Consider the following 18,741-nt stretch of genomic DNA (forward strand, 5'->3'; position numbering starts at 1 on the left):
ACCTTCGTATCCGGGCGGACATCAGGGATCGGAATAGCGTCCCGGCATGAGCAGAATCGTGATCTTCGGGGCGGGCGGCCGGGCCGGGCGTACCGCTGTGGCCGAGGCCGTGGGCCGCGGCCATGACGTGACCGCGGTCGTCCGGGACGTCTCGCGCTATTCGGGTCCGCCGGAGGCGCGGGTCGTCGCGGGCGACGTGCTGGACGCCGCAGCCCACGCCGACGGCGCCGACGCGGTGATCAGCGCGGTCTATCAGAGTGGGCCGGACTTCTTCGTACGAGCGGCTAAGTCCTTGTCCACCGCCGGGGCGGGACGGATCGTCGTGGTCGGACTGGCCAGCGTGCTGCCCACGGCCGACGGCACCCTGCTGATGGACACCGACGGCTATCCGCAGGAGTGGCGTGACTTCTACCTTGCCCATGCGGCCGGGGTCGCCGCTCTCCACGGGGACTGGGTGGTGGTCAGCCCGGCCGGCGACTTCGACCACGGCGGTCCGCGCCTCGGCGGCTACCGGGTGATGCCCGCGGACGCCGGGTCGCGGATCTCCTATGCCGACCTGGCGATCGCGCTGATCGACGAGGTCGAGCAGCCGAGCCACCATCGGGAGCACATCGGAGTCGGCCGGCTTGTGGAGGAGGCCCCCTCGTCCGTCACCGGCTGAGGAGCAGATGAATGGGTGATGCCGGTCACATAGGAGTCCGGCAGGGTGAGGCGGTGACATACCAACAAAATCCGCTGCTGCGGTTGTGGACCCGGATGAGTCCGCTCGCCCGGGCCGGCGCCATTGTGGGCGTTGTCGTCCTGCTGTGCTGCGGTGGACTGTCCGGGCTCGCGGTCATCGGCGCAGCCATCGACACTCCGGAGATCAAGCAGGCGGCAGACGCCCGCCCGGCGAATGAGCAGCCGGAACGGGCGGCCGCCGTGCCGTCGGCGGCCGCTGCAACGGTCGCGGCGAGTGCCCCGCCTGCATTGCCCAGTGAGACCAGCGCGACCAGTGCGGCTCCCGTAGTGCAGAAGCGGACGGTGCGCGAGACACAGAAGATCGCGTTCAAGACCCGCAGGGTCAAGGATTCCTCGCTGCCGGAAGGAACGACCGAAACCCGGGTACGCGGCGTCGCCGGAGTCAGAACGCTGACCTACGAGATCACCGTGACCGACGGCGTGCAGTCCGGCAAGCGGCTCATCAAGTCCGTCGTCACCAAGAAGCCCGTGACCAAGGTGACAGTGATCGGGACCCGGAGCGAGCCCGACTGCGACCCGAACTACAGCGGCGGCTGCGTGCCGGTCGACAGCGATGTGGACTGCGCCGGTGGCAGCGGCAACGGCCCGTCCTATGTCGACGGCGTAGTCAAGGTCATCGGCACCGACATCTACGACCTGGACCGGGACAACGACGGCTTCGGTTGCGACTGAGCCGTGCGCGGGTTGCAGGATCCGAGACCCGTCTCCGGGACATCGGCCGGGTCCTGCTCCGGATGGCGACAAGCCACCGCCGCTCGCCTACCGCGGGAGAGGCCGATCGTGCTCACAGCCGGACCGCCAACGTCGCCTCGGTGTGGTTCGCCGCGAAGCTGGGGTTCGTGGAGGTCGAGCGGTTCGAAGCCTGGGGCGCCGAGCAGTGGCTGGGCCGCTGCTCGTCGCCCCGCTGAGCCGGACGCCCGCTGTCAGCTCGTGTGCGGCAGGCGCTCCGCCGGGATCACTCCCAGGCGGCCCTTCTGGTAGTCCTCGAACGCCTGCATGAGCTCCTCGCGGGTGTTCATCACGAACGGCCCGTAGTGCGCCACCGGCTCGCGGATCGGCCGGCCACCCATGATGAACAGCTCCATCGCCGGGATGTTGCTGTCCTGGGTCTGGTCCGCGCTCACCCGGATCGAGTCGCCGGCGCCGTGGGAGGCCAGCTGGCCGATCTGGATCGGGCGCTGCTCCACGCCGACCGTGCCGCGGCCGGCCAGCACGTAGACCAGGGCGTTGTAGTCCGGCTGCCAGGGCAGGTCGAGCTGGGCGCCCGGCTGCAGGGTGACGTGGGCCAGGTTGATCGGGGTGAACGTCGAGCCCGGGCCGGCGTGCCCGGCGACCTCGCCGGCGATCACGCGGATCAGGCTGCCGCCGTCGGGAGTGGTCAGCAGGGCCGACTCGCGGCCGCGGATGTCCTGGTACTTCGGGGCGATCATCTTGGCCGCGCGGGGCAGGTTGACCCACAGCTGCAGGCCGTGGAAGAGCCCGCCGCTGGTCACCAGCTTCTCCGGCGGGGCCTCGATGTGCAGGATGCCGCCACCCGCGGTCATCCACTGGGTGTCGCCGTTGGTGATCGTGCCGCCGCCACCGAGGGAGTCCTGGTGGTCCATGGTGCCGTCGATCATGTAGGTGACGGTCTCGAAGCCGCGGTGCGGGTGCCACGGAGTGCCCTTGGGCTCGCCCGGCGCGTAGTCGACCTCGCCCATCTGGTCGAGGTGGATGAACGGGTCGAGCTCGTTCACCGGTACGCCCGCGAAGGCACGCCGGACCGGGAAGCCCTCGCCCTCGAAGCCGGACGGGGCGGTGGTCAGCCGGCGCACCGGCCGGTAGCTGGTGGTGGCCGGGTCGAGCCGCGGCAGGCGCGGCAGGACCAGGACGTCGTCGACGGTGATCGCTGGCATGATCTTCTCCCTCAGACTGCGACCGGCTGCGTGCGCAGTCGGGGGCCCAGGCGTCCGAAGACGCGGGTGATGGTGGCGAGCTCGGCATCGTCGAGGTCGTCGATGAACGTCTCCCGCACGGTGGCGAGATGCAGCGGCGCGGCGGCGGTCAGCGCGGCCAGCCCGGCGTCGGTCAGCACGGCCTCCTGGCCGCGGCCGTCGTCGGAGCAGCTCTGCTTCCGGACCAGGCCGCGCTTGACCATCGTGGTGATCTGGTAGGTGCACCGGCTGGGCGAGAAGACCAGGCGGCCGGCCAGCTCACCCATCCGGAGCCGGTGCTCCGGCGCCTCGGAGAGCACGACCAGCACGTGGTAGTCCGCCATGCTCAGGCCGGTGCCGGCCCGCAGATCGTCCTCGAGGCGGTTGTGCAGCGCCCAGCTGCTCTCCACGAAGGCGCGCCAGGCGGCCTGCTGGGTGGCGCTGAGCGGTTCGGTCATGCCCAGAACCATACTCCTTCAAATCTGAAATAACAGGGGTACGGCGGTGTCGATCGTCACTGGCGGCGCAACAGCAGCAGGGCGGCCAGCAGCGGCAGTGTGATCAGGAAGGCGAGCCGCAGATCCACCACGTCGGCCAGTCGGGCCAGCGCCGCCGGGGCCGCCAGGATCGCCGTACCCGAAGCGAGCGCGCCCAAGGACGCGGCGTGCGCGGCGCTCAACCGGGGTGTCGCGACCAGCCCGGCCAGGGCCACCGGGTAGAGGGTCGCCACGCCCGCCCCGGCCACCACCAGACCCGCGGTGATCGCGGCCGCGCCGCCGGCGACGACGACCACGATGGCGCCCGCCGCGGTGACCGCGGCGCCGATCGGCACCACCGGGATCCGGCGGATCAGGGCCGGACCGGCCAGCCGGCCGAGCGCCATGCCGATCGGGAAGGCCGTGCCGAGCGCGGCGGCGGTTCCGGGCGTCAGACCCGCGGCGGCGAGCCGGGCCACGGCCCAGATGGTGAAGCAGAATTCGACCGACACGGCCAGCACCACGACGCCCCAGCGCCGCGACACCGCGCCGGCCGCGGGTCGGGCACCCGGAGGCGGCCCGGATCCGGTCGCGGTCGGTCGGGCGGTCACGGCCAGAAAGAGCAGCGGGGGTACGACGGCCAGCAGCGCCAGCCGCCCGCTGACGACACCGGTGGCGTTGAGGCCGCCGATCGCCGCCGGGGCGAGGACCGAGGCGGTGCTGGACGCGGCGTTGACCTTCGTGAGCTGCACGGCCGCCTGGGCCCCGGCCAGCAGCGCCGGGGTGACCAGGGCGAACGCCGCTCCGCCCGCGCCCAGCAGCAGGGCGCCGGCGACCGCCACGCCGGGGACGGGTGCGAGGGCGAGCAGAGTCGATCCGCCCGCGACGGCCAGCGAGCCACCGACCAGGGCCGGACGCGGGCTGCTCCGCAGCAGCAGCGGTCCGGCCGGGGCCATCGTGAGCAGGCCGAAGCCGAAGGTGGCGGGCAGCCAGGCCAGTGCCTCCGGGGATACGCCGAAGTCGCCGGCCAGCAGCACGAGACACGCGCCGAGCGCGGTGATCGCGTAGCCGAGCGCCGCCTGCGCGATCCCGGCCTGCCTGACATTGCTGTCCATGTGACCACTTCCTGGCCGGCTCGGGTGATGCGGTCACCGGCGCGCGGGGAGAGGGCGAGCCCGGCCGAGGAAAACGGCTCCGACGGTGGCTGGCCGGGTGGTGGCCCGGTCCGGCAGGGCCTGGCCGGGCGGGGGCTGGACGGGTGGTGGCCCGGTCCGGGCGGTGGCCCGGTTCGGCGCGGCCTGGCCTGGGTGGTGGCCTGGCCGGGCGGTGGCCTGATCAGGCGTGCGTTTGGCCGGCGGCGGCCAGGAGCCGGGTGAGCGCGCCCAGATCGGGGATGGGCAGGTCGGCGTCGACGCCCTTGAGGGCGGCCACTTGAGCGCCGGCGGCGCGGCCCGCCGCCACGCCGACCTCCGCGTCCTCGACCACCAGGCAGTGCTCCGGCGCGACGCCCAGCAGCTCCGCGGCCCGCAGGTAGCCCTCCGGGTCCGGCTTGCCGGCCCGGACGTCCTCGACCGTGACCAGCAGCGGCGCCGCGATGCCGGCCGCGCCCAGCCGGGCCTTGGCCAGCCGGACGTCCGCGCTGGTCACGATGGCCCACGGCAGGCGCAGTGCCGCCAGCAGTTCGGGTGCGCCGGGTGTGGCCACGACGTCGGACAGGTCGTCGTACTGCAACGTCAGCTGGCGGGCCGCGGCCTCGGCGACGCCGGTCCCGGTGAGGTCGGGACGGACCAGCCGGACCGTACGCTCGGCCGGGGCCCCGTGTGCGACAGCCAGGACGGCGGCCGGGTCCACGGCGTACTCCGCCGCCCACACCCGCCAGGCGCGTTCGACGGCCGCGTCGGAATCGACCAGGGTGCCGTCCATGTCGAAGAGCACCGCCTCGATGATGGTCAGGTCCACGCCGTCCTCCATTATCCTCGTCGTACGAGCATAAGGTGGTGAACCCCCGTCATGGCAAGTCCCGTTCGTCGCCGCGCCCAGGAGACCCGCTGGCACACGGCGTCCCAGGTGCTCGCCTGGCTGCGGCTGCACCCGGGGTCCACCCGCGCCGCCCTGGCCCACGACCTGCAGCTCACCAGCGGCCTGGCCACCGAGCTCACCGGCCGGTTGCGGGCGCTGAGCCTGCTCGCCGAGACGCCCGCGCCGCCGCAGGGCCGGGGCCGGCCGACCACCGTGCTCGGCGCCCACCCCGGCGGGCCGGTCGTGCTGGCGATCGACCTCCGGATGGCCGACTGGCGGTACGCGGTGGCCGGCGTCGACGGGGAGCTGCGCGACGTCACCGGCTCGCGGCACGTCAGCCGGGATCCGGCGACCGTGCTCGTGGAGATCCGCCGGGTGATCGACGCTGTGCGCGACCGCTACGGGCACCGGCTGCGCGCCATCGCCCTCGCCGTCGTCGGGTCGATCCACGACGGCCGGCTCGCCCAGTCCGCGACGCTGGGCTGGCGGGACGTGGACCTGACCGCGCTCACCGCCGGTGGCACCGTCCCGCTGCTGCCCGGCAACGACGCCACGCTCGCCGGGCTCGCCGAGGCCCGCACCGGGGCCGCGGTGGGGGCGCGGGCGGCGTTGCACCTGATGGTCGAGGTCGGCATCGGTGGGGCCTTCACGGTGGACGGGCAACCATCGACCGGTGCGCACGGTGCTGCGGGTGAGTACGGCCATCAGCCGTACGGGAACCGGTCCTTGCCCTGTCCGTGCGGGGCGCGCGGCTGCTGGGATCTCGAGATCGACGGCCGCGCCCTGGCCCGGCACCTCGGCGTGCCCGCCCCGGCCGACCCCCGCGGGTTCGCCCGGCAGGTCCTGGACCGCTCGCCGCGCGACCCGGCCACCCGCCGGGCCCTGGCGGCTGTCGCGGGCGCGCTCGGCGCGGGCATCGGCGGCCTGGTCAACGTGCACGACCCGGACATGGTCACGCTCGGCGGGCTCGCCGCTCCGCTGCGCGCGGCCGCCCCGGACGTCTTCGACAGCGCCTACACCGACGGGCTCATGGCGTTCCATCGTGGACAGCCGCCGCCGGTGGTCGACGCGGTGCACGGCGACGACGGCGCGCTGCACGGCGCGGCGATCCTCGCGCTGGACCACGTCACCAGCGAGACCGCGCTGGCCGAGTGGTCAGCGGGCCCGCACTGAGAAGGTGATCGGCGTCGGCTCGCCACCCTCGACGAACCCGTCCGCGGTCAGCCCGGCGGCGACGAACGCGCCGAGCAGCTCGGCCAGCGGGAAGTGCATCGCGCCGACCTTGTCGCGCACCCCCTGGCTGGTCCAGGAGTCCCGGCTGTAGCCGCGCTCGCGGTAGCCGGGGCGGATGACGGTGGCGGCCGGGTCGGCGCGGTCGGCGAACGCGCCGCAGAAGCACGGGTGCACGCCGACGTGCACGAAGACGCCGCCGGGCGCGAGCACCCGGCGGACTTCGTGCAGCACGGCCGGGTAGCCGGGCATGTCGGTGTGCACCATCATCGCAATGACCGCGGGCACCGAGGCGTCGGCGAACGGCAGCCGGGTGGCGTCGCCCCGCGCGACCGGGAGCCGGCCGGCGGCGTGCCGCAGCATGCCGGCGGAGAGATCGACACCGATGGGCGTACGGCCCAGCCGGCGGACCGCCGCGGCGTACACGCCCGTCCCGCAGCCGATCTCCAGGCAGAGACCGGTGCCGGGGCCGAGCAGCTCGCGCAGTGCGTCGTGCACGCCCAGTGGATCGTCCGCACCGGACTGCGGGCGGATGAACTCGGACTCGTACCAGTCGGCGATCTCGTCGTAGGCGGCGCGCGTCATCACCTCATTCAGCCAGCCGCGGGGACGGCCGGTCCAGGCCTTACGCGCTGCGCTGAACGCGGCCACCGGGCGATAATCGCGCGATGGAGCTCAGCACCGCGCGGCTGCTGCTGCGCCCGTTCCGCGCCGACGACCACGCGGCGCTGCACGTGATCGCCGGCGACCCGCAGGTCGTGCGGTGGATGGACTGGGGTCCGAACACGCCGGAGGAGACCGGCGTCTTCCTCACCTACGCCCTGGCCTCGGAGACCGAGACGCCGCGCCGGACCTGGAAGTTCGCGGTGGTGCGCCGGGCGGACCAGGCGCTCATCGGCTCGGCCGAGCTGCACATCGAGAGCCCGGAGCACCGGCGCGGCACGATGGGCTATCTGATCGCCCCGGCGGCCCAGGGCCAGGGGTACGCGACCGAGGCGGCGCGCGCGGTCCTCGACTTCGGCCTGACCGGCGGCGGCCTGCACCGGATCACCGCGACCTGCGATCCGGAGAACGCCGGCTCGGTCCGGGTGCTGGAGAAGATCGGCATGACCCGCGAGGGCCGCCTGCGCGACCACTTCCTGATCCGCGGCGCGTGGCGCGACCGCCTGCTCTACGCCGCGCTGGGTCAGCTGCGGTAGTAGACCCGCAGCTCGTAACCGTCGCGATTCTGACGCCAGCCCAGGTCGTCGACGGCGACGACCTCCGGGCGGCCGGCCAGCCAGTTCGCCGCCATGCCGAGCGCGTCGGCCGGCGTCGATCCGGTGAACACCCGCCGCCGGGCGAGATCGTCGCTGTGCGCCGGCGCGTGCCGCGGGTAGGTCTGCGCGGTCATCGTCGGCTCGGGACCGGTGATGACCGCGGTCGCCCCGACCGCCTCACCGTTGATCACCCCCTGCACGAACCAGTCGTTGATCGACTCGTCGTGCTCGACGGTCCACCCGCTGACCGGCCCGATATCGGCGGCGATGGCCTGCTTGGCGTTGTCCAGCGCGGCATCCAGGGTGGCGAGCTCGAGATCCTCGCCGTTGTATTCGACCCGATAGTTCACGTTTCCTCCGCGCGTCGAACAGCCGATCAGCGGGGTGTCTCTACCCAGGCGCGCCCCCTTTCAGTCGGGGGACCTCGGTCACCGGCGCACCGCCGGGCAGCTGCCGGAGTCGGGTTGGCGCAATGTCGTTGCCTGTGGATGGGATGTGTGCTCTGGTGGCAGTCCGGGCCGCCGGTAGCGCCGGTGGCGGGTCACCGGAAGGTGGGGTCATGGCCGGTTCGATCGCGCGCCGCTTGACAGTCTGCATCCTGCCCGTCGCGTGCCTGGTGCTCGCGGCCACGGCCGGCCCGGCGACCGCCGCTCCACCCAGCCGCGTGGTGCCCGGCATCGACATCGTGCCGCCCGGCGGGGAGGCCACCCTGGCCTGGCGGGTGAACAACCGCGACCAGGTGCTGCTCTTCCTCAGCGGCACCATCTGGCAGGGTGGCCGCTACACCGACATCGGCGGGCTGGGCGGCGCGTTCACCGGCGCGTTCGATCTCAACGACGCCGGTGACGTGGTGGGTGACAGTGACCGGCCCGACGGCGCCACGCACGCGTTCCGGTGGCGGCACGGCCGGATGGTCGACCTCGGCACGCTCGGCGGGCCGACCAGCAACGCCCGCTCGGTCGGCGCCAACGGTGACGTGGCCGGCCGCAGCACACTGCCCGACGGCACCGAGCACGTGTTCCACTGGCGGGCGGGCGTGCTGACCGACACCGGCATCCCGAGCGGCTTCACCGGCGGGATGGTCGTGAACGCCCGGGGCCAGATCGCCGCGCATCACGTCTCCGACGAGACCTTCTCCAGCCGGGCGTATTTCTGGGACCGCGGGGTGGTCACCGACCTCGGCACGCTCGGCGGCGACCGGGTCACCGTGACCGATCTCAACGACCGGGGTGAGGTCGTCGGCTTCGCCACCACCGCCACCGGCGACACCCACGCCTTCCGGTGGCGCAACGGCCGGATGACCGACCTGGGCACGCTCGGCGGGGCCGAGTCGCGGGCCAGCGACATCAACAACCGGGGCCAGATCACCGGGACCGCTGCGAGTGCGACCAGCTCCGAGCGGGCCTTCCGCTGGGAGAACGGCGTCATGACCGACCTGGACGCGGCCGCCGGGACGCAGGCGCAGACCTGGGGCAGTGCGATCAACGAGCGGGGCGACGTGGTCGGGTCCCGGACCGGGACCAGCGCCACCCGGGGAGTGGTCTGGCGGCGGGGCGCGACGCTGGAGCTCGATGCGCTCGGCCGGGAGACCAGCCAGGGCAACGATCTCAACGACCGGGGCCTCGCGGTGGGGCTCACCGCCGTCGACCCGTTCCAGCCCACCCGGGCGACCGTCTGGTACACCCGCCGATGACCGGCCGAACGGCTTGGGGGGTGGCCGGGTGAGCGGCTGTGCTCCATCCACGTCGACCCCGCTCTCCTGCCGCTGGGCAGCGCCGGCCGGTTGCTCCGGCGGGTGGCGGGCGGCCGCGGGTAACGCGCCGGAGCCGATGAGATCCGGACCGGTGCCGCCCCACCCGCCGTACCGTGCTGTCTGGCCGTCGCCCGGCCGCTGGCCCGGTGCGCCCGGACCTCCCGCGCCGCGATGGTGAGCCGTCAGGCGGCCTGGTTCTTCAGGGAACGGGTGACCTCCTCGCGGAGCCGTTCCTGGTCCACGCCGGCACCGCTGAGGATCTGCACCGCCAGCCCCTGACCTTCGCGCAGGATGCCGAGCATGATGTGCTCCGGCGCGATGAAGTTGTGCTTGAGCCGGAGCGCCTCGCGCAGGGAGAGTTCGAGCACCTTCTTGCTCCGCGGCGAGAACGGGATGTGCCCGCTGGTGCGGGTGCGCGGACGGGCGCGGCGCAGCAGACCCCGGCGCTTCGGGGCCGTGGCCAGCGGCAGCCGCAGCGCGCCGGGGCCGAAGTTCTCCTCGATCGCCCGGCGGACCGCGTCCAGGTCGATGCCGATCGCCTTCAGGGCCGCCGCGTCCTCGGCGTCGGTGTCGCTGACCGGGACGCTCGGCTCGGGGCCGGGCCCCACCAGACGCTGGGCCTCGGCCCGGACGAACCGGGCGTCGACCCCCTTGGTGGTCAGCGCGCCGGCTGCGGCGACCGGGCCGGTGGCGTCCGCGAGCAGGGCGATCAGCACGTGCTGGGTGCCGATCGGGCTCTGCCGCAGCTCCCGGGCCTCGGCCTGGGCCCGCATCACGGCGTCACGTGCGGCGTGGGTGAATCGCTCGAACATCTCAGCCCTCCCGTGGATCCTGCATGGGCACGCGACCGGCGTGCTTCTTGTGAACGCCCTGGCGGGTCACCTCGAGGGCGTCCGCGATCTCCTGCCAGGACCAGCCCTTGCGTCGCGCGTTGGCCACCTGGAGGTGCTCCAGGCCCTCCAGGAGGCGGCGCAGCGCCACGACCGCCCGCAGGCCGACCCGAGGATCGGCGCTGCCGGCGGCGGCGGCGAGATCGGTTGCTTCGGTCATGCTGTCAACTTACGTTGACACGACGTCTCTGTCAACCTTGGTTGACACGCAGGGTGCAGAAAAGGAGCCGGGCGGACTGCCCGGCGCCTTTCTGGTGGCGGTGGCCTACTGGCCGCGGCCGGTCTTCTCCTGGAGCTCGTCGATGCGCTGGGACGCCTCGGCCTTCGTCAGGTCCTCCGGCACGTCCTCGTGGGCCTCCGAGGCCAACGTGTGCAGGTACGACTGCTGGGCGCCGGTCGCCGGTTCGTCACCGGTGGTCCAGTCGGCCGGATCCTTGATCGTGTTCGACGCCGGATCCTGGTCGGTATTCGCCATGGCCTTGCCTCCTCGAATTCTCGAACAGGCGTGCTACTACCCCCCGAATGTCAACTCCATGCCTGCCGTAGGGGTGAACGACATGCTGAGCTCCACCGGCAGGGCCGCCGGGGCCGCCACCGCGAACGGCACGCCCCACGGGTCCAGCAGCTCGGCGTAGCTGCCGAAACCCATGTCGGTCGGGCCGGAGATGACGTCGCCGCCGAGGTCGCGGCACGCCCGCATGGTCGCCGAGCAGTCGGCCACCTGGAACGCCGCCCGCCACCAGCTGCCGCCCCGGCTCGGAGCCAGGCCGGCCATCGCGTCGTGGGCCGTGGTGATCCACTCGCCGCGGGTGCCGTCGCTGCCGTACTCGTCGCGCAGCAGCCAGCCGAACGCCTGGCCGTAGAACCGGGCCGCGGCCTCCGCGTCGTCGGTGAGCAGCTCCGGGAAGGTCATCGTGCCCGGCTCGCCGCCGACCTGGGCGCCGGTGAAGCCCGCGCTCTCCCAGAGGCCCAGCAGGGCGCCGGCCGGATCGGCGATCAGCGCCGAGCGTCCGCCGCGGGCCTCGATCGGCTCGCTGACCAGCCGGCCACCGGCCTCGCGGACCCGGGTGATCGACGCTTCGAGATTGTGCTCGGTCAGGTAGGTGAGCCAGCCGGCGGGCCGGTCGGCGCGGGCGCGGGTCAGCCCGGCCGCGGCCCGGCCACCGAGCTTGAAGCGGTCACCGGCGGGTTCCCAGCCGAACAGCCCGGCGTAGAAGTCCGCCGCGCGGGCGGGATCAGCACTCGCCAGTTCGACCCAGCAGGGTGTCGCCGGCGCAAAGCCCCGAATACGCATCGGCCGCACCTTTCCTGTCGTTCCATCGTGGAATCTCGGCCCGGGGGGAGATGCCGATCACCTTACAGCCATGAATACGCTCTGCCACTATGCCCGGGTTCAATGTCCTAAAAGAACTACGACTTCGCGGCATGCAGATTACTCATAGTTACGGTGATTACTGAGCGTGTCGCTCCTCGGGCGTCCGGGACCGTTCGTTGTATCGGTCCAGAAGCCGCATCACGGGCGTGACCGCCACGCCGTGCAACACCACGCTCACGACCACGACGAAGCCCACTGTCGCCCATACGACATCCACGTCGGGGAACGTGGCGTGGGTCATCGCGTACGCGAGATAGTAGAAGGAGCCGATGCCGCGGATGCCGAACGCCGCGATGACCGCGTGCTCGGCCGCGTGCCCCGGCCCTCCGTGCAGCGACAGGAAGCCGGCCACCGGCCGGACCACGAAGATCAGAGCCAGCCCGGCCAGGGCGGCGGGCCAGGTGAGCGAGCCGAGCAGGCCGCCGACCACGGCGCCCCCGAGGAGCAGGAGCAGGAGCACGGTGAGCAGCCGCTCGATCTGCTCCGCGAAGTCGTGCAGCACCTGGTGGTACTCGTGCGACCGTTGCGCCGAGCGGATCCCGCGGGCGGCGATGAAGACGGCCAGGAAGCCGTAGCCACCGGCGACCTCGACGAGCCCGTAGGCCAGGAACGTCGCGGCCAGCGCCAGGAAACCCTCGGCGTGATGGGCCAGGCGCAGGTTGCGGTTGCGGGCCCGGAAGAAGAGCCGGCCCAGCGACTTGCCGATGAGCAGGCCACCGGCGACACCGATGAGGATCTTGTAGAACACGTCCTTGAGGACCCACTCGCCGACCCAGCCCTCCCCGGTGACGGCGACCGTGGCCAGGGCGATGGCCGCGTACACGAAGGGGAAGGCCAGCCCGTCGTTGAGGCCCGCCTCCGACGTCAGCGCGAACCGCACCTCGTCCTCGGAATCCTCCTCGTCGGTCGGCTCGCCGACCTGGACGTCCGCGGCCAGCACCGGGTCGGTCGGGGCCAGGGCCGCGCCGAGCAGCAGGGCGGTGGCCGGCACCAGCCCGGCCCACCACCAGCCGAACAGGGCGACCGTCGCGATGGTGACCGGCATGGCGACGGCCAGCAGCCGCCACGTCGACGACCACCGGCGCCCGGTCAGCGGCCGGTCGATCTTGAGACCGGCGCCCATCAGGGCGACGATCACGCACACCTCGGTGAGATGCTCGGTGAGTTTCGGATGGGCGAGCGGATCGGCGGTCGGTAGCCCGAGCGGAAGGGCGAAGACCACCATTCCGAGGGCGAGGAAGACGATCGGCATGGACAGGGGACGGCGTTCGAGGACCCGAGGCAGGATTCCGGCCAGCAGGGCGCCCACACCGAGCAGGGCGAAGAGAAGGTCGGACAGCTGCACCGCTCTGCACTGCCCGTAGCGCGGGTAAAACATGCGGTCGGCGGGGTGATTGTCGGCACCGCGCCGGGTAACCGGCCGCCATGACTGGCAGAAACGCGAACCATCCCCGGGTGGCGGTGGTGACCGGATCCGAGTCCGGCATCGGCCGGGCGGTGGCGGTCGCCCTGGCCGCGGACGGCTACGACGTGGGCATCACCAGCTACCGCGACGCCGCGCAAGCGCAACGCACGGCCGACGAGGTCCGCAGGGCGGGCCGCCGCGCCGAGGTCCGCGACCTCGACCTGACCCGGCTGCCCGCGGCGGCGGACGTCATCGACGAGCTGGCGGACGCGCTCGGTGGCCTCGGCGTGCTGGTCAACTGCGCCGGCACCGGCACAACCACCCCGGTGCTGGACACCGGCTGGGACGAATGGCGGCAGGTGCTCGCCGTCGACCTCGACGGCCCGTTCCTGTGCGCGCAGCGGGCCGGCCGCCGGATGGTCGAGGCGGGCCGGGGCGGTCGCATCATCAACATCACCAGCGTCCACGAGACGGCGCCGCGCGTGGGTGCCGGGGCGTATTGCGCGGCCAAGGGTGGTCTGGGTCTGCTGACCCGGGTCCTGGCCCTGGAGCTGGCGGAGCACGGCATCACGGTGAACTCGGTGGCGCCGGGGGAGATCGCCACCCCGATGACGGGGCAGGAGGATGTGGATCCGACCGGGGTCGGCCGACCGGGGGTGCCACTGGGCCGGCCGGGTGACGCGCGCGAGGTGGCGGCGGTGGTGGCTTTCCTGGCCGGGGCGGACGCGACGTATGTGACCGGGGCTTCGTGGCCGGTCGACGGCGGGATGCTCAACATGGGGCCGCAGGCCGGCTCGCACCTGACCGGCAACGACTGGCGTCGGCCTTAAGGTTCTGTCTCTTGGATCAAGGCCGTCGGGTACCGCGCGGAGCCAGTCGAGCATTTCGACGAGGTCGAGGGTGGCTTGGAAGTGGACGCCGGTTTGTCGTAGCGGGTCGCCAGTCCGCGCCAGTGCTTGCGTCGGTTGAAGCCGCGTTCGATGTGGTTGCGCCGCCTCGAGCGCCGCGGGAGCGTCCGATGCCTTCGCGTGCCTGTGTTTCGGCACCGCCGAGCGCGTTTTCCACGGCGCCACACCCGGTCCGACGATCGAATGATCGCCACGATGATCTGAGAGACAGGACCTGGCGCGGGGCCCGGTGCTCGGTCGTCGCGGACCGGCCGACGGAGCGGGTGGGTCCGGGCGGGCCCGCGTGCGACGATGACGCTGAGCGGGCGGAGGACGCGATGACGAATCCCGAACAGCGGCGGCTGCGCCGCAGCGCGGTGCAGCACGGCATCGCGGTCGTGGTGTTCGCGATGCTCGCCCTGTCCGGCGTCGGTGCCGCGGGGCCGGGCCGCTACGGACTGGCGGTTCCGTTCATCGTGACCGGCGTCGCCGGTGCGGCAGGCGCCGCGGTCATCGCTGTGACCGTGTGGCGCCTACAGCGCGAGCAGGCCGGCGTCCGCCCGGGCGGTGGCACCGTGAACGACGCTGCGCAGCGGACCGTCCGCCTCGCGATGACTGCCGCGGCCGTGGTCGCCGTGATCGCCGGGTGGATGCTCGCGCCGCGGGGCATGGACCGGGGCTTCGTCATCTCGGTCGCGGCCGGGCTGGCCGTCGTGTTGGCATTGTTCTCACTGTTCGCGGGTGACCGACCGCGGACCGCCGACCACCCGCGCTGAGCCGTTCAAGCCTGCTTCGGCAGCTCGGCGATCGGCGAGTTCTCCAGGTCGCGCAGCAGGTCTGCCGGGTCCTTGTAGGTGGCGACGGCACCGGCCCGCTTCAGCTCCGCCGCGCTGGTGCCGCCGCAGGCCAGGCCGATGCACGGGATGTCGAGCTTCGCCGCCGCCTTGACGTCCCAGACCGCGTCCCCGACAAAGACCGACTGCCGGGGGTCGACCCCGGACTGGTCCAGCGCCGCCTCGAGGATGTCCGGCGCCGGTTTGCTCTGCTTCGCGTCGGACGACGAGGTCGCCGCTGTGATCGCTTCATCGGCGTCGACGACCTTGCGCAGGATGTTCAGCTCCGCTTCCTTGGCTGATGAGGCCAGGACGACGGCCAGGCCCCGATCGGCGCAGGCGCGCAGCAGGTCCCCGGCACCGGGCAGCGGGCGCAGGCGCTCCCACCAGGCGCCGTAGAGGATGTCGTGGGCGGTGGTCATCTCGTCGTCCGAGCCCTTGTCCCGGTCCTGGCCGAGCAGGTGGTCGATGATCTTGTCCGAGCCCATCCCGATGCCGCGGTGGATCTCCGCCATCGGTACGTCGTGGTTGAACTGGCGCAGGGCCTCCCACCACGCCACCGCGTGCAGGTACGTGGTGTCGACCAAGGTGCCGTCGACGTCGAAGAGGACCCCGGGTTTCGCTGTCATACCTGGACGTTTACCCCGTTCGGCGCCGGCAAACGCGGCGGGGCGGGACCGGATCAGCGGGGTGGGATCAGCATCTCGAACCAGACCGTGGAGCCGCGCACCGTCGGGTCCGTGCCCCAGGTGTCGCTCAGCTCCTCGATCAGGCCCAGCCCCCGGCCCCGGCTGCTCAGGGTGTCCGTCCGGGCCCGGGTCACGCTGCCTCGCGTACCCGTGTCGGCCACCGACACCAGCAGGCGCTCCGCACTCAGGTCGATGTGCACCTGGGCCGGGGTGCCCGCGTGCAGGAGCGCGTTGGTGGTCAGCTCGCTGGTGCACAGGATGGCCGCGCCGATCACCGGCTCCGGCACCGACCACTCCCGCAGCCGGGTCGACATCCACTGCCGGACCCGGCTCGGACCCGTCGGCTCGGCCGGGACCAGCATCGTGGCCGAACGGCTCAGCGTCACCGCCCGCTCCACGGCCAGCACCGCCACGTCGTCGTCGGTGCTCCCGGACACGGCCGCCGTCGCCAGCGAGCACAGGTTGCGCGGGTCACCACTGGTCGCCGCGGCCGCCGCGGCCACCAGGTCGGCGAGGCCCGCGCTCAGTGGCCGGTCCCGGCGCTCCACAACGCCGTCGCTGAACATCAGGATCGAGTCGCCGGGCTCCAGCTGCAGCACCGTCGTACGCCATCGGCCGCCCAGCCCGAGCGGCGCACCCGGCGGCACCTGGACGAGCTCGGCGCCGGCCGGGCCGCCCGGCAGGCCCGCGCGGCGCAGCACCGGCGGCGGGTGGCCGGCGCTGGCCAGCGTGATGGTGCCGTCGGTGGGGTCGAGAACCCCGTACACGACGGTCACGAAGATCTCCTCGTTGCGCGACTCCGCACCGAGCGAGCCGACCAGCCTGTCCAGCCCGGCGAGCACGGTGCCGGGGGCCGGGTCGGTCAGCGCCAGTGCCCGCAGCGCGGCCCGGACCTGGCCCATCACGGCGGCAGCCCGTACGTCGTGACCGGCCACGTCGCCCAGCACCATCGCCAGGCGGCCGTCGGACAGCTCGAACGCGTCGTAGAAGTCGCCGCCGGCCGCGTTGCCGTCCACGCCGACGTCGTAGCGCGCGGCGATGCGGAACCGGTCGAGCTCCGGCAGGTGCTCCGGGAGCATGCTGCGCTGCAGCAGTTGGGCTGTGCCGTGCTGGGCCTCGAAGCGGCGGGCCCGTTCGGCGGCCTGGGCCACCAGCTCGGCGGCCGCGTAGAGCAGGGCGCGCTCGGCCGGGAGCCAGGTGTGCGCGGTGCGGTAGCCCATGGTCAGCGCGCCGCGCAGCAGGGGAGTGCGCAGCGGCATCGCGGCCAGCGCGCGGATCCGGCGTTCGTGCCGGTCCTGGGCGATCTTGGCCAGCGGGGCGCCGTCGGCCTGGAACGTGGGACGGCCGGTCTGCGCGGCGGCCACCATCGGCGAGTCGGGGTCGGGGGCGAACCTCTTCCACAGCGGGGGCAGGCGCTCGTCCGCCTCGTCCATCATCTCGCCGCGGATCCGCCGGACGTAGCGGAACTCCGCGCCGTCGTCGACGGCGAAGACGCAGTGGTCGACATCGAACGAGGTCATCGCGTAGGACAGGACGACCCGGGCGACGTCGTCGATGGTCAACGCCGAGGCCAGCCGCGCGGTGAGGTCACCGAGGCTCTGCAGCCGGCGGGTCACCTGGGTGGTCTCGGCCGCCACGGTCAGCACGCCGACGACGGCGCCCTGCAGGTCGCGGATGACCGAATGGCCGCGGGTGAACGAGGCCTGCTCGACGTGCCCGGCGCCGCCCCGGGCCACCGCCACCTGGGTCTCGGCCTCCAGGAACGGCTGCCCGGTGCGGTAGACGTCGGCGATGACGCCGCCGACGCCGGGGGTGTGCCACAACTCGTCGAACACGTCGGCGGCCGGGCGGCCCAGCGCCGTCGGGTGCCGGGCACCGAGCACTTCCGCGTACGCGTCGTTGTAGATCAGCACGTGGTCGTCGCCGTACGCGAGCACCATCGGCACCGGCGAGGCGAGCAACATGTCGACCGTCGCGCGCACCACCGGGTCCCACGCCTCGGCCGGGCCCAGCGAGGTCGCCGCCCACGGGTGCAGGCGGACGAGCTCGGCGCAGTCGACGGCGCGCTCCGGCGGGACGCCGGTCTGATCGGGCAGCGTGGTCATCGCGAGAGAGCTCCCCATGCCGACCATGAGATGAGCGTAGCCCGCCTCGGCCGTTCGGACGATGGGGGCACCATACGGACGTCCGATTATGCCCGGTACGCCTGGGTGAGGGGCATGTGCCGTCCGTGACCCGATCGAGCGTGATCTCACGGTGCGTAGTCCGGCCGTACGGAACAGGGCTTGGCTCATCTGATCTTGGCTCGCTTATAGTCCCGCGATGAGCGAGAACCCGCGGCCCCGGCCCAGCCGCGGCGTCATGGGATATGTCGCTGAGCTGCAGCAATTCGATCCCGTGCCGCCGTACGTGTACGAGTTGCACCCGGGCGGGCCGGCCGCTCCCGTTCCGTCACCGCCCCCGCCCGCCCGGGCGCCGATCGTGTCGCACATCAGACAGCAGCCGCGCCGCCGTTCGCAGACCGCGATCCTCGCCGCCGCGGCCGTCGCCATCCTGGCCGGCGCCGGTCTGGGCTATGCCGCGCTCGGCGGCTCCGCGGACGCACCCCGCGCACAGGCGCAGGGCGCCGCGCCGTCCGACGGGCCCACCACCGGGCTCCTGCCGCTCGACCCCGCGCTGCCCGGCTCGGAACCGGTCGCTGCCCGCACCACCGATCCCGCTCCGACGAGCACCACCGCGGCGGCGACCACTCCGGGCACCTCGGAGACCGACCGTCCACTGCCCGACGCCGTGACACTGCCCGGCGTGCCCGACCCCTGGAGTCCGCCGCCGGCAGCCACGGCGGCGCCGCCGGAACCGGCCGCGACGCAGCCGGCCGTCGCGCCGGCCCCGCCGCTGCCGCTGACCGCGACGATCAGCCACGTCGTGGACCCGGCCGAGGACGGTCTCCTGGGGTACGCGGGAACGGTCCGCATCGAGAACCCGGGCTCCCGCGACGTGACCGGCTGGCGGGTGACCCTGACCGTGCCCGGCGGCAACGCGGTGACCGCCACCGGCGCCTCGGTCGCGCAGGACGGCGAGACGGTGACGTTCACGCCGGCCGGGGAGCCGACCGTGCCCGCGGGTGGGGCGGTCACCTTCTCGTTCCAGGTGGCCGGTCTGCTGTCCGCCCTGCCCGGCGCCTGCGCGATCGACGGCAGCCCCTGCTCCTGAGCTTCACCTCCCGCTGACGGTGCGGATCCGGGTCCGGCGACCTATGGTCGGCGCAGGC

The 18,741-nt window shown here is 73.1% G+C and carries 21 protein-coding genes; 8 read left to right on the forward strand and 13 right to left on the reverse strand.

Annotated features, from left to right (window positions below; genetic code table 11):
• Nucleotides 1–46 precede the first annotated feature (46 nt).
• Nucleotides 47–661 (forward strand): NAD(P)H-binding protein, encoded by a 615-nt coding sequence (locus AB0C12_RS30570; protein WP_360553300.1) that lies wholly within the window; start codon nucleotides 47–49, stop codon nucleotides 659–661.
• Between the two features lie 53 nt (nucleotides 662–714).
• Nucleotides 715–1,413, forward strand: a complete 699-nt coding sequence (locus AB0C12_RS30575) for a G5 domain-containing protein (protein ID WP_360553301.1) — start codon at nucleotides 715–717, stop codon at nucleotides 1,411–1,413.
• Between the two features lie 251 nt (nucleotides 1,414–1,664).
• Here AB0C12_RS30575 and AB0C12_RS30580 read toward each other — a convergent pair whose 3' ends face one another.
• The 4 genes from AB0C12_RS30580 to AB0C12_RS30595 form a co-directional block, all read right to left on the reverse strand.
• Nucleotides 1,665–2,636 carry a pirin family protein gene (locus AB0C12_RS30580; RefSeq protein WP_360553302.1) on the reverse strand — a complete coding sequence of 324 codons (972 nt, stop codon included), beginning with the start codon at nucleotides 2,634–2,636 and terminating at the stop codon, nucleotides 1,665–1,667.
• An 11-nt stretch (nucleotides 2,637–2,647) separates the two neighbouring features.
• Nucleotides 2,648–3,112 (reverse strand): MarR family transcriptional regulator, encoded by a 465-nt coding sequence (locus tag AB0C12_RS30585; RefSeq protein ID WP_360553303.1) that lies wholly within the window; start codon nucleotides 3,110–3,112, stop codon nucleotides 2,648–2,650.
• Between the two features lie 56 nt (nucleotides 3,113–3,168).
• A complete protein-coding gene (locus tag AB0C12_RS30590) occupies nucleotides 3,169–4,245 on the reverse strand; it encodes a hypothetical protein (RefSeq protein ID WP_360553304.1) in 1,077 nt (358 codons plus the stop codon).
• A gap of 220 nt (nucleotides 4,246–4,465) precedes the next feature.
• The gene (locus tag AB0C12_RS30595) at nucleotides 4,466–5,089 is read right to left on the reverse strand and encodes an HAD-IA family hydrolase (protein ID WP_360553305.1); all 624 of its coding nucleotides are present in this window, start codon (nucleotides 5,087–5,089) and stop codon (nucleotides 4,466–4,468) included.
• A gap of 51 nt (nucleotides 5,090–5,140) precedes the next feature.
• On the opposite strand from AB0C12_RS30595, the gene AB0C12_RS30600 reads away from it, so the two are divergent.
• Complete coding sequence (locus AB0C12_RS30600) at nucleotides 5,141–6,322, forward strand: ROK family protein (RefSeq protein WP_360553306.1); 1,182 nt, start codon at nucleotides 5,141–5,143, stop codon at nucleotides 6,320–6,322.
• Here AB0C12_RS30600 and AB0C12_RS30605 read toward each other — a convergent pair.
• Complete coding sequence (locus AB0C12_RS30605; RefSeq protein WP_360553307.1) at nucleotides 6,305–7,030, reverse strand: class I SAM-dependent methyltransferase; 726 nt, start codon at nucleotides 7,028–7,030, stop codon at nucleotides 6,305–6,307. The genes AB0C12_RS30600 and AB0C12_RS30605 overlap by 18 nt on opposite strands.
• A gap of 17 nt (nucleotides 7,031–7,047) precedes the next feature.
• Between AB0C12_RS30605 and AB0C12_RS30610 the strand changes: the two genes are divergently transcribed.
• Complete coding sequence (locus AB0C12_RS30610; RefSeq protein WP_360553308.1) at nucleotides 7,048–7,578, forward strand: GNAT family N-acetyltransferase; 531 nt, start codon at nucleotides 7,048–7,050, stop codon at nucleotides 7,576–7,578.
• Here AB0C12_RS30610 and AB0C12_RS30615 read toward each other — a convergent pair.
• The gene (locus tag AB0C12_RS30615; protein ID WP_360553309.1) at nucleotides 7,566–7,988 is read right to left on the reverse strand and encodes a hypothetical protein; all 423 of its coding nucleotides are present in this window, start codon (nucleotides 7,986–7,988) and stop codon (nucleotides 7,566–7,568) included. The genes AB0C12_RS30610 and AB0C12_RS30615 overlap by 13 nt on opposite strands.
• 209 nt (nucleotides 7,989–8,197) lie before the next feature.
• Here AB0C12_RS30615 and AB0C12_RS30620 point away from each other — a divergent pair, with 209 nt between their 5' ends.
• Nucleotides 8,198–9,331 carry a hypothetical protein gene (locus AB0C12_RS30620; RefSeq protein WP_360553310.1) on the forward strand — a complete coding sequence of 378 codons (1,134 nt, stop codon included), beginning with the start codon at nucleotides 8,198–8,200 and terminating at the stop codon, nucleotides 9,329–9,331.
• A gap of 242 nt (nucleotides 9,332–9,573) precedes the next feature.
• Here AB0C12_RS30620 and AB0C12_RS30625 read toward each other — a convergent pair whose 3' ends face one another.
• The 5 genes from AB0C12_RS30625 to AB0C12_RS30645 all read right to left on the reverse strand — a co-directional run bounded on the left by AB0C12_RS30625 (nucleotide 9,574) and on the right by AB0C12_RS30645 (nucleotide 13,001).
• Nucleotides 9,574–10,203: a Clp protease N-terminal domain-containing protein gene (locus AB0C12_RS30625; RefSeq protein ID WP_360553311.1), complete on the reverse strand. Its 630-nt coding sequence runs from the start codon at nucleotides 10,201–10,203 to the stop codon at nucleotides 9,574–9,576.
• Nucleotide 10,204: 1 nt separating this feature from the next.
• Nucleotides 10,205–10,441, reverse strand: coding sequence for a hypothetical protein (locus AB0C12_RS30630; protein WP_023560874.1), 237 nt, complete (start codon nucleotides 10,439–10,441; stop codon nucleotides 10,205–10,207).
• A 105-nt stretch (nucleotides 10,442–10,546) separates the two neighbouring features.
• Entirely contained in the window at nucleotides 10,547–10,756 is a 210-nt protein-coding gene (locus tag AB0C12_RS30635; protein ID WP_360553312.1) for a DUF3072 domain-containing protein, read from the reverse strand.
• 36 nt (nucleotides 10,757–10,792) lie between these two features.
• Entirely contained in the window at nucleotides 10,793–11,575 is a 783-nt protein-coding gene (locus AB0C12_RS30640) for a VOC family protein (protein WP_360553313.1), read from the reverse strand.
• A 157-nt stretch (nucleotides 11,576–11,732) separates the two neighbouring features.
• Entirely contained in the window at nucleotides 11,733–13,001 is a 1,269-nt protein-coding gene (locus AB0C12_RS30645) for a cation:proton antiporter (RefSeq protein WP_360553314.1), read from the reverse strand.
• Nucleotides 13,002–13,081: 80 nt separating this feature from the next.
• Between AB0C12_RS30645 and AB0C12_RS30650 the strand changes: the two genes are divergently transcribed.
• Complete coding sequence (locus AB0C12_RS30650) at nucleotides 13,082–13,891, forward strand: SDR family oxidoreductase (protein ID WP_360553315.1); 810 nt, start codon at nucleotides 13,082–13,084, stop codon at nucleotides 13,889–13,891.
• Nucleotides 13,892–14,286: 395 nt separating this feature from the next.
• Entirely contained in the window at nucleotides 14,287–14,724 is a 438-nt protein-coding gene (locus AB0C12_RS30655) for a hypothetical protein (protein WP_360553316.1), read from the forward strand.
• 5 nt (nucleotides 14,725–14,729) lie between these two features.
• Here AB0C12_RS30655 and AB0C12_RS30660 read toward each other — a convergent pair whose 3' ends face one another.
• Together AB0C12_RS30660 and AB0C12_RS30665 are read right to left on the reverse strand one after the other, a co-directional pair.
• On the reverse strand, nucleotides 14,730–15,410 hold the full coding sequence (locus tag AB0C12_RS30660) for an HAD family hydrolase (RefSeq protein WP_360553317.1): 681 nt from the start codon (nucleotides 15,408–15,410) through the stop codon (nucleotides 14,730–14,732).
• Between the two features lie 53 nt (nucleotides 15,411–15,463).
• Nucleotides 15,464–17,602 carry a SpoIIE family protein phosphatase gene (locus AB0C12_RS30665; RefSeq protein ID WP_360553318.1) on the reverse strand — a complete coding sequence of 713 codons (2,139 nt, stop codon included), beginning with the start codon at nucleotides 17,600–17,602 and terminating at the stop codon, nucleotides 15,464–15,466.
• A 190-nt stretch (nucleotides 17,603–17,792) separates the two neighbouring features.
• Here AB0C12_RS30665 and AB0C12_RS30670 point away from each other — a divergent pair, with 190 nt between their 5' ends.
• Nucleotides 17,793–18,683 carry a cellulose binding domain-containing protein gene (locus AB0C12_RS30670; protein WP_360553319.1) on the forward strand — a complete coding sequence of 297 codons (891 nt, stop codon included), beginning with the start codon at nucleotides 17,793–17,795 and terminating at the stop codon, nucleotides 18,681–18,683.
• Nucleotides 18,684–18,741: the final 58 nt, after the last annotated feature.

Origin of the sequence: Actinoplanes sp. NPDC048967 (assembly GCF_040649415.1) — a bacterium.
Classification (GTDB): domain Bacteria; phylum Actinomycetota; class Actinomycetes; order Mycobacteriales; family Micromonosporaceae; genus Actinoplanes.